This is a genomic window from Streptomyces sp. NPDC051567, from assembly GCF_044454165.1.
Classification (GTDB): domain Bacteria; phylum Actinomycetota; class Actinomycetes; order Streptomycetales; family Streptomycetaceae; genus Streptomyces.
The window spans coordinates 120223-129839 of the sequence record NZ_JBITDK010000021.1 but is presented as its reverse complement, the minus strand read 5'-3'; the positions used below and the strand labels follow the sequence as shown (position 1 = coordinate 129839).

General features: G+C 70.1%; 9 protein-coding genes. 6 read left to right on the top strand and 3 right to left on the bottom strand.

Annotated elements, in window-relative coordinates; all coding sequences use genetic code 11:
* The 3 genes from ACIA5F_RS22410 to ACIA5F_RS22400 all read left to right on the top strand — a co-directional run.
* Nucleotides 1–1269, top strand: a 1269-nt coding sequence (locus ACIA5F_RS22410; RefSeq protein ID WP_399355623.1) for a vitamin B12 dependent-methionine synthase activation domain-containing protein, incomplete at its 5' end; no start/stop codon positions are given.
* Nucleotides 1270–1379: 110 nt separating this feature from the next.
* A complete protein-coding gene (locus ACIA5F_RS22405; protein ID WP_399355621.1) occupies nt 1380–2081 on the top strand; it encodes an HAD family hydrolase in 702 nt (233 codons plus the stop codon).
* Nucleotides 2082–2559: 478 nt separating this feature from the next.
* Nucleotides 2560–4164, top strand: a complete 1605-nt coding sequence (locus ACIA5F_RS22400; protein WP_399355619.1) for an ABC transporter substrate-binding protein — start codon at nt 2560–2562, stop codon at nt 4162–4164.
* A gap of 166 nt (nt 4165–4330) precedes the next feature.
* On the opposite strand, the gene ACIA5F_RS22395 is transcribed toward ACIA5F_RS22400, so the two are convergent.
* Both ACIA5F_RS22395 and ACIA5F_RS22390 read right to left on the bottom strand, forming a co-directional pair.
* The gene (locus ACIA5F_RS22395; protein ID WP_399355617.1) at nt 4331–5002 is read right to left on the bottom strand and encodes a response regulator; all 672 of its coding nucleotides are present in this window, start codon (nt 5000–5002) and stop codon (nt 4331–4333) included.
* A gap of 68 nt (nt 5003–5070) precedes the next feature.
* Nucleotides 5071–5940, bottom strand: a complete 870-nt coding sequence (locus tag ACIA5F_RS22390) for a RecB family exonuclease (RefSeq protein ID WP_399355616.1) — start codon at nt 5938–5940, stop codon at nt 5071–5073.
* A 255-nt stretch (nt 5941–6195) separates the two neighbouring features.
* On the opposite strand from ACIA5F_RS22390, the gene ACIA5F_RS22385 reads away from it, so the two are divergent.
* The 3 genes from ACIA5F_RS22385 to ACIA5F_RS22375 all read left to right on the top strand — a co-directional run bounded on the left by ACIA5F_RS22385 (nt 6196) and on the right by ACIA5F_RS22375 (nt 9067).
* Nucleotides 6196–7329 carry a site-2 protease family protein gene (locus ACIA5F_RS22385; protein WP_399355635.1) on the top strand — a complete coding sequence of 378 codons (1134 nt, stop codon included), beginning with the start codon at nt 6196–6198 and terminating at the stop codon, nt 7327–7329.
* Nucleotides 7330–7347: 18 nt separating this feature from the next.
* Nucleotides 7348–8268 carry a tRNA (adenine-N1)-methyltransferase gene (locus tag ACIA5F_RS22380; protein WP_399355614.1) on the top strand — a complete coding sequence of 307 codons (921 nt, stop codon included), beginning with the start codon at nt 7348–7350 and terminating at the stop codon, nt 8266–8268.
* 205 nt (nt 8269–8473) lie between these two features.
* The gene (locus tag ACIA5F_RS22375; protein ID WP_399355612.1) at nt 8474–9067 is read left to right on the top strand and encodes a hypothetical protein; all 594 of its coding nucleotides are present in this window, start codon (nt 8474–8476) and stop codon (nt 9065–9067) included.
* 4 nt (nt 9068–9071) lie between these two features.
* Here ACIA5F_RS22375 and ACIA5F_RS22370 read toward each other — a convergent pair whose 3' ends face one another.
* Complete coding sequence (locus ACIA5F_RS22370; RefSeq protein ID WP_399355610.1) at nt 9072–9392, bottom strand: ferredoxin; 321 nt, start codon at nt 9390–9392, stop codon at nt 9072–9074.
* Between the last annotated feature and the right edge of the window lie 225 nt (nt 9393–9617).

Below are 9617 nucleotides of genomic sequence, written 5' to 3'. Positions count from 1 at the left end.
ATCGGTAAGAATCTGGTCGACATTATTCTGTCGAACAATGGTTACAACGTGGTGAACATCGGGATCAAGCAGCCGGTTTCGGCGATCCTGGAGGCGGCGGTGGAGCACCGGGCCGATGTGATCGGGATGTCGGGGCTGCTGGTGAAGTCCACGGTGATCATGAAGGAGAATCTTCAGGAGCTGAACCAGCGCAAGCTGGCCGCGGACTATCCCGTGATCCTCGGTGGCGCCGCCCTCACCCGCGCCTACGTCGAGCAGGATCTCCACGAGATCTACGAAGGCGAAGTCCGTTACGCGCGGGATGCCTTCGAAGGACTCCGCCTCATGGACGCCCTCATCGCCGTGAAGCGCGGCGTCCCCGGCGCCACCCTGCCCGAACTCAAGCAGCGCCGCGTCGCCAAGCGGGCCACCCCCGTCCTCGACACGGACGAGGCCGAGGAGCCGGGCGGCCGTTCCGACGTCTCCGTCGACAACCCCCTCCCCACCCCGCCGTTCTGGGGCACCCGCGTCGTCAAGGGCATCCCGCTCAAGGACTACGCCTCCTGGCTCGACGAACAGGCCCTCTTCAAGGGCCAGTGGGGCCTCAAGCAGGCCCGCGCGGGCGGCGCGACCTACGAGGAACTCGTCGAGAGCGAGGGCCGCCCGCGCCTGCGCGGACTGCTCGACAAGCTCCACACCGAGAACCTCCTCGAAGCCGCCGTCGTCTACGGGTACTTCCCCTGCGTCTCCAAGGGCGAGGACCTGATCATCCTGGACGAACAGGGCAACGAGCGGACCCGCTTCACCTTCCCCCGCCAGCGCCGGGGCCGCCGCCTGTGCCTCGCCGACTTCTTCCGCCCCGAGGAGTCCGGCGAGACCGACGTGGTCGGCCTCCAGGTCGTCACCGTCGGCAGCCGGATCGGCGAGGCCACCGCCAAACTGTTCGAAGCGGACGCCTACCGCGACTACCTGGAGCTGCACGGACTCTCCGTCCAGCTCGCCGAGGCCATGGCCGAGTACTGGCACGCCCGCGTCCGCGCCGAACTCGGCTTCGGCGGCGAGGACCCGGCCGAGGTCACCGACATGTTCGACCTCAAGTACCGCGGCGCCCGCTTCTCCCTCGGCTACGGAGCCTGCCCCGACCTGGAGGACAGGGCGAAGATCGCCGAGCTCCTCCGGCCCGAGCGGATCGGCGTCCACCTCTCGGAGGAGTTCCAGCTCCACCCCGAACAGTCCACCGACGCCATCGTCATCCACCACCCCGAAGCGAAGTATTTCAACGCACGCTGAGACGGACCGACGTACACTTATCGGTCCCGTACAGGCCGGTCGTTCTCTCCTGCGGGCAGGACCCGCAGGAGAGGTGACCGGCCTTCTCGTCCCTTCTGAGAGGCGTGCGCATGACCAGCACCGTTTCCGCCCCCGTCGCCCGTACGGCCGACGGCTCGGCCCTCCAGGCGGTGCTGCTCGACATGGACGGCACCCTCGTCGACACCGAGGGGTTCTGGTGGGACGTCGAGGTGGACGTCTTCGGCGAGCTCGGACACCGGCTCGACGAGTCCTGGCGCGACATCGTCGTCGGCGGCCCCATGACCCGCAGCGCCGCCTTCCTGATCGAGTCCACCGGCGCCGCCATCACCGTCGCCGACCTCAGCGTCCTGCTCAACGAACGCTTCGAGGCCCGCATCGCCGACCGCGTCCCGCTGATGCCCGGCGCCGAACGGCTGCTGGCCGAGCTGGCCCGCCACAACGTCCCCACCGCCCTCGTCTCCGCCTCCCACCGCCGCGTCATCGACCGCGTCCTGCGCTCCCTGGGCCCCGAACGGTTCGCCCTCAGCGTCGCCGGGGACGAGGTGCCCCGCACCAAGCCGCACCCCGACCCCTACCTGCTCGCCGCCCGCGTCCTGGGCGCGCACCCCTCCCGCTGCGCCGTCATCGAGGACACCGCCACCGGGGTGGCCGCAGCCGAGGCCGCCGGCTGCCGGGTCGTGGCCGTCCCCTCGGTCGGCCTGATCGCCCCCGCACCGGGCCGCACCGTGGTCCGCTCCCTGGAGGACGTGGACCTGCCGTTCCTGCGCTCCCTCATCACCGCGGTGAACTGACCGGGCACGCTCCGTACCGAACGGAATGCCCGCCGCGGCACCCTCGGACGGAAGGATCTTCCGTCCGAGGCTCCCGGGGCTGAAATTCCCACCCTCCAGGCCCGTCGCGGCGGGTGACCTTGATCACCCACCGCACCCCCGCCGGACACTCCCGAACCCTCCCGGACCTTCCCTTGTGTCCCGATTGATCATCTACTGACCGAATCTGAGACGACCTGTACATGAACAGGCGGTCCGTTCCCCTCCCCGCACGACCCCGCCCCCGCTCCGGCCGGTTCCAGCCACCCCACCACAGGCCACTAATGTCGACACGGGCACTGCACCGCACCTCAGCCTCCCGGACGACACCCCCGTTCCGTGAGCACGTGGACCGATCGTCAAACACACCGGCCCGATCGCTCCGCCCGCAACGGGCGACCACCGCGAAGTGCCCTCCACACGCTGCGAGACAAGCGCCGGTCGAGGGAGTACGTCCAGAATGAACCGCAAGACCCTGGTGCTGACGGCCGCCGCCGGACTGCTCACCCCCACACTCACCGCCTGCGGCGGAGCGAGCGGCGGCGGAGCGGCATCCGGAGCGATCGTCGTCGGAACCACCGACCGGTTCGAGGCCGCCGACTACGCCACCGCCCCCTTCGACCCGGCCCACGCCTACGACGCCGGCACCTGGAACGTCCTGCGCCAGACCCTCCAGACCCTCATGCACACCCCCCGCGGCGGCGGCCGGCCCGTCCCCGAAGCAGCCTCCGAATGCCGCTTCACCGACACCGTCAACGAGAGCTACCGGTGCACCCTGCGCCCCGGACTGAAGTTCGCCGACGGCGCCCCGCTCACCGCCAAGGACGTCAAGTTCTCCATCGACCGCGTCCTGGCCATCAAGGACGAGAACGGCCCCTCAGCGCTCCTCTCCACCCTCGACACCGTCGAGACCAAGGGCACCGACACCGTCGTCTTCCACCTGAAGACCCCGGACGCGACCTTCCCGTACAAACTCTCCACCCCCGCCACCGGCATCGTCAGCGAGAAGAACTACGCCGCCGGGAAACTCCGCGAAGGCTTCGTCCTCGACGGCTCCGGCCCCTACACGATGAAGGCCGAGACCAAGGACAACCGCCTGGTCCGCGCCGTCTTCACCAAGAACCCCCACTACCGGGGCGACCTCAAGCCGCAGAACGACCGGGCCGAACTGCGCACCTTCACCGACTCCGCGACCATGGGCAAGGCACTCACCGACGGGAAGATCCACGTCGTCTCCCGCACCCTGTCACCCACCCAGATCACCGAGTTCACCACCAAACCCCCCAAGGGCGTCAACCTCGTCCCGATGCCCGGCCTGGAGATCCGCTACCTCGCCTTCAACACCGAAGCCCCCGTGGTCAAGGAGAAGGCCGTACGCCAGGCCCTCGCCGCAGCCGTCGACCGCAACGCCCTGATCTCCAAGACCTACGGGCGCACCGCACAACCCCTCTACTCCCTGGTCCCCACCAGCGTGACCGGCCACGTCAACTCCTTCTACAACAAGTACGGCGAGGCCAACACACCCAAGGCCGCCACCCTGCTGAAGGACGCCGGCATCAAGACCCCGGTCAAGCTGACCCTGAACTACACCACCGACCACTACGGCGACGGCACCGCCGCCGAGTTCGAGGCCCTCAAGACCCAGCTGAACTCCACCCAGCTCTTCGACGTCACCGTCCAGGGCAGCGAATGGGCCGACTTCCGCCCCGCCCAGAAGAAGGGCGACTACGCCGCCTACGGACTCGGCTGGTTCCCCGACTACCCGGACGCCGACAACTTCCTCGCCCCCTTCCTGGAGCAGGACAACTTCCTGGGCACCCCCTACGCCAACAACACGGTGCGCACCAAACTCATCCCCGACTCCCGCCGCGCCGCCGACCGCAACGACGCCGTCCCCGCGCTCACGGAGATGCAGGACATCGTCGCCGACGACGTACCCGTCCTGCCCCTGTGGCAGGGCAAGCAGTACGTCGCCGCCCGCGACGGGATCACCGGAGTGGAATGGGCGGTCAACGCCATCTCCGACCTCCAGCTCTGGGAACTCGGCCGGGGCGTCAGCGGCTGAGACCAGCAGTGCCCGCCGGCGGACCACACACACCGGCACAGGACACCCGCCCCCGGACCACACCCGGGGGCGGGCCCGCACACCGCTCCCGGACCCGGCCACCCCCGGCCACCACCCGCCCGGCCACCACCCGCCCGGCCACCACCCGCCCGGCCACCGGGCACACCTACTGCGCGCCGGGCCGCACCAGACCGCTCTCGTACGCGTACACCGCCGCCTGCACCCGGTCCCGCAGACCCAGCTTCGTCAGCACGTGCCCCACATGCGTCTTCACCGTCGTCTCACTCACGAACAGCTCCGCCGCGATCTCCGCGTTCGACAGACCCCGGGCCACCAGCCGCAGCACCTCGGCCTCCCGCTCGGTCAGCGTCCCCAGCACATCCGGGAGACGCTCCTCACCCGACGGCAGATGACCCGCGTACTTGTCCAGCAACCGCCGCGTGATGCTCGGCGCCAGCATCGCCTCACCCGCCGCCACCACCCGGATCGCCTGCACCAGCTCATGAGCGGGCGCGTCCTTGAGCAGGAACCCGCTCGCCCCCGCCCGCAACGCCTCCACCACGTACTCGTCCAGATCGAAGGTCGTCAGCACGAGCACCTTCGCCGGCCCGTCCCGCCCCGGACCGGTGATCTGACGCGTCGCCTCCACCCCGTCCATCCGAGGCATCCGGATGTCCATCAGCACCACATCCGGCTGAAGCGCCCGCACCTGGTCCAGCGCCTGCAGACCGTCCCCCGCCTCACCCACCACCGCAAGATCCTGCTCGGCCTCCAGAATCATCCGGAAACCGGTGCGCAGCAGTGGCTGGTCGTCGACCAGCAGGACGCGGATCGCCACAGGGTCTCCCTCATCATCATCGTCGGACGGTCTCGGCGGACCCCGCCCATTCTGCCCTGACCCGCCGGTCAGGACCCCGCCGGGCGCTCCACCACCGCCAGCGGATACACCGGAGGAGTCCCCCCGAACTCCGGACACACCGCCCGGTGATCACACCAACCGCACAACTTCGTCGGCCGGGGCAGCCACACACCCGTCTCCGTCGCCTCCTGGATCGCCTCCCACAACGCCAGCAGCTTCCGCTCCACCCGCTCCAGATCCGCCACCACCGGGTCGTACGTCACCACCTCCCCACTGCCCAGATACACCAGCTGCAGCCGCCGCGGCACCACCCGCTTCAACCGCCACACCACCAACGCGTAGAACTTCATCTGGAACAACGCCTCCTCCGCGTACTGCGGCCTCGGCGCCTTCCCCGTCTTGTAGTCCACGATGCGCACCTCACCCGTCGGCGCCACATCCACCCGGTCGATGATCCCCCGCAACCGCAGACCCGACTCCAGCTCCGTCTCCACGAAGAACTCCCGCTCCACCGGCTCCAGCCGCGTCGGGTCCTCCAGAGTGAACCAGCGCTCCACCAACGCCTCGGCCTCCGTCAGCCACTGCGCCAGCCCCGCCCCACCGTCCCCCTCCGGGAACAGCTCCGCCAGCTCCGGCCGCGCCTCCAGCAACCGCTCCCACTGCCCCGGCACCAACGCCTTCGCCCGCGGCGCCGTCCGCTCCCCGGCCGGATGATCGAAGAGCCGCTCCAGCACCGCGTGCACCAGCGTCCCCCGCGTCGCCGCCGCACTGGGCTTCTCCGGCAGCCTGTCGATCACCCGGAACCGGTACAGCAGGGGACACCGCATGAAATCGCCCGCCCGCGAAGGAGAGAGCGACATGGGCCGCGCGGCGCCGGGCGCCACCTCGACCGGACCGGTACCGGGGTTCGTCGTCATGGACAAAACCCTACGACCCACCACCGACAGCACCGGCATACCATCGACGCCGGACCCCCTCGCCCTGCATGATCAGTACATCCCACCCCGCTACGGCGCGGCTGAAACCGCACCGAAATGGGCAGGGGACCCCACAGAAGGCACCGACGGAACCGACCCCCGCCGGACCGCACCGAACGAAGGACACCCGTGGCAGACACCGACGAAACCGGCGAGCGCGCAGGCCGCCGCTCCGGACCGGGCGGCGGAATCCTCATGGGCCGCCCCTTCGGCGTACCCGTCTACGTCTCCCCCAGCTGGTTCCTCGTCGCCGCCCTCATCACCTGGGTCTTCGGCGACCAGCTCGACCGCGTCCTGCCCGACCTCGGCCTCGTCCGCTACCTCGTCTCCCTCTTCTTCGCCGTCGCCTTCTACGCCTCCGTCCTCGTCCACGAACTCGCCCACACCGTCGCCGCCCTGCGCTTCAAACTCCCCGTCCGCCGCATCCAGCTCCAGTTCTTCGGCGGCGTCTCCGAGATCGAGAAGGAATCCGAGACCCCCGGCCGCGAATTCGTCCTCGCCTTCGTCGGCCCCCTCCTCTCCCTCCTCCTCGCCGGAGCCTTCTATCTCGGCATGACTGCCGTCCAGCCCGCCAGCGTCCCCGGCGTCCTCCTCGGCGGCCTGATGATCTCCAACCTCCTCGTCGCCGCCTTCAACCTCCTGCCCGGCCTCCCCCTCGACGGCGGACGCATGCTCCGCGCCGTCATCTGGGGCATCACCGGCAAACCCATGACCGGAACCGTCGCCGCCGCCTGGGTCGGCCGCGGCCTCGCCGTCGCCGTCCTCCTCGGCCTCCCCCTCCTCACCCACACCGGCATCCTCGGCGTCCGCAGCCAGCAGGCCGGCGGCATGAACACCGTCATGGACGCCCTGCTCGCCGCCATCCTCGCCGCCATCATCTGGACCGGCGCCGGCAACAGCCTGCGCCTGGCCCGCCTGCGCGAACACCTCCCCGACCTGCGCGCCCGCACCCTCACCCGCCGCGCCATCCCCGTCGAGAGCACCACCCCCCTCTCCGAAGCCCTCCGCCGCGCCAACGAGGCCGGGGCCCGCGCCCTCGTCGTCGTCGACGGACACGGGGACCCCACCGCCATCGTCCGCGAGACCGCCATCGCCTCCGTCCCCGAACACCGACGCCCCTGGGTCGCCGTCAGCACCCTCGCCCAGGACCTCACCGACGGAATGAAGGTCTCCGCCGACCTCACCGGCGAAGAACTCCTCGACCACCTCCGCGCCACCCCCGCCACCGAATACCTCGTCCTCGAACCCGGCGGTCACATCTACGGCGTCCTGTCCACCCTCGACGTCGAGAAGGCCTTCGTGAAGGCCATGGCACGGCCCCACTCCTGAACCCAATACACTGGTCACATGTCCGAACCGACCGGTGCCGCCCGCCGACGCGGGCCCTTCAAGGTCGGGGACCAGGTTCAGCTCACCGACCCCAAGGGCCGCCACTACACGTTCACGCTCGAAGCCGGGAAGAATTTCCACACCCACAAGGGTTCCTTCCCGCACGACGAGCTGATCGGTGCTCCCGAGGGCAGTGTTGTCCGTACCACGGGTAACGTCGCGTACCTCGCGCTGCGCCCCCTGCTCCCCGACTATGTCCTGTCCATGCCCCGCGGCGCCGCCGTGGTCTACCCCAAGGACGCGGGCCAGATCCTGGCCTTCGCCGACATCTTCCCCGGCGCCCGCGTCGTGGAGGCAGGTGTGGGCTCCGGCTCCCTGAGCAGCTTCCTGCTGCGCGCCATCGGCGACCAGGGCATGCTCCACAGCTACGAGCGCCGCGCGGACTTCGCCGAGATCGCCACCGCCAACGTGGAACGCTACTTCGGCGGCCCCCACCCCGCGTGGCAGCTGACCGTCGGTGACCTCCAGGACAACCTGTCCGACACCGACGTCGACCGTGTCATCCTCGACATGCTCGCCCCCTGGGAATGCCTGGAGGCCGTCTCCAAGGCCCTGGTCCCCGGCGGCATCCTCTGCTGCTACGTGGCCACCACCACCCAGCTCTCCCGGACCGTCGAATCCATCCGCGAGTTCGGCTGCTACGCCGAACCGCAGCCCTGGGAATCGATGATCCGCAACTGGCACGTCGAGGGCCTCGCCGTCCGCCCGGACCACCGGATGATCGGCCACACCGGCTTCCTCGTCACCGCCCGCCGCCTCGCCGACGGCGTCGAGACCCCGATGCGCCGCCGCCGCCCCGCCAAGGGCGCCTACGGCGACGACTACGACGGCCCCGGCAGCGCCTCCGGCCGCTCCGCCGCCTCCGCCGACCGGGACTGACCGACACGGGACGGCCGGTACACCGCCGCCCGACACGACGACGCCGCACCGCAGTTCCCCCGACGATCCGGGAACTACGGCGCGGCGTCGCCGCGTTGACAGGGAAAGCACTCCGGCCCGCCCGGACCCGGCCGTTCCACCCCCGTACGAGGTGTGGCACGATGCGGGCTCCCCGTCACCCCTCCCCGCACAGGAGACACCCCGCGTGCCGCACCACCCCGCCGAGCCGGAACCGGCGCACCGCCGCGCCAGGCCACTCCACTGGCTCGCCACGGCCGCGGCCGTCGCCGCCGTCATAGCCGTCGCGGGGATCGTCCAGCCCGCCACCGGCGCCCCGGCGGCCACTCCGCCCGGGAACACCACCCCGGCCGGCGAGGACCCGCGGACCACCGCCCCCGACGCCCGGGCCGCCACCTACCCGCTGGACTGCAAGGGCTCGCCCCGCGCCGTCACGGAGAGCGCCCACGGGGACCTCGACGGCGACGGCCGCCCCGAGACCGTGGCCGCCGTCCGCTGCGAAGCGGGCTCCGGCACCCCGCCCCACGCGCTCTACGTACTCACCCGCGGCCAGGACCCCGCCGCCGGCCCCCGCGTCGTGGCCACCCTGCTCGACACCGCACAGCGCCGGACCGCCCTCGACCTCACCGTCCGCGACGGCACGGTCACCGCCACTCTCCTCGGCTACTCCTCGACGGAGGTGCCGCGCTGCTGCCCCGACGAGAAACGCTTCGCCAAGTGGCACTGGAGCGACGGAAAATTCCGCCAGGAGCTGACGGATTCCGCCGCCAGAAGTGTTTGAACCCTCACTCCGCGTCGGGACCGAAGACCTCGACCCTGTCCGAAACGCGCCTTACGTGAATACAGTCACCCGGGCATTCCTTCGCCGAGTCGACCACGTCCTGGAGCAGCGTCAGCGGAACCGGAGCGGTCGCCCCCGCCTCCTGGAGAAGCTCGTCCTCAGCACTCTTCACATACGCCAGACCATCGATGTCCAGCTCGAACACCTCCGGCGCGTACTGCGCGCAGATGCCGTCCCCGGTACAGAGGTCCTGGTCGATCCAGACCTCGAGCGGCTCCCCGGTGCCGCCCGCGTGGCCGGGCGTCGCCTCCTGCTGCACGGTCATATCTCCTGCCGTTCCCTGCGCTGAGTGATCCGTTTCCGTCGCCCCGTGCGGCAAGTCGCACGGGCTCTGACGGGTGTTGAACAGTTCGACCTTACAACCGGCCGCTTTCCGATGTTGATGGGTGGGTATTTCCTTGGCGTGAGGGAGTACGCAAGGGTGAAGATCGGACACACCTCTACCGTCTTTGTGATCTAGGGGTTTCAATCACCACCAGCCCAGGTAGGG

Coding starts and splice junctions, on each gene's coding strand:
- ACIA5F_RS22405 (WP_399355621.1), top strand. CDS start 1,380: ATGACCAGCACCGTTTCCGCCCCCGTCGCCCGTACGGCCGACGGCTCG.
- ACIA5F_RS22400 (WP_399355619.1), top strand. CDS start 2,560: ATGAACCGCAAGACCCTGGTGCTGACGGCCGCCGCCGGACTGCTCACC.
- ACIA5F_RS22390 (WP_399355616.1), bottom strand. CDS start 5,940: ATGACGACGAACCCCGGTACCGGTCCGGTCGAGGTGGCGCCCGGCGCC.
- ACIA5F_RS22385 (WP_399355635.1), top strand. CDS start 6,196: ATGGGCCGCCCCTTCGGCGTACCCGTCTACGTCTCCCCCAGCTGGTTC.
- ACIA5F_RS22380 (WP_399355614.1), top strand. CDS start 7,348: ATGTCCGAACCGACCGGTGCCGCCCGCCGACGCGGGCCCTTCAAGGTC.
- ACIA5F_RS22370 (WP_399355610.1), bottom strand. CDS start 9,392: ATGACCGTGCAGCAGGAGGCGACGCCCGGCCACGCGGGCGGCACCGGG.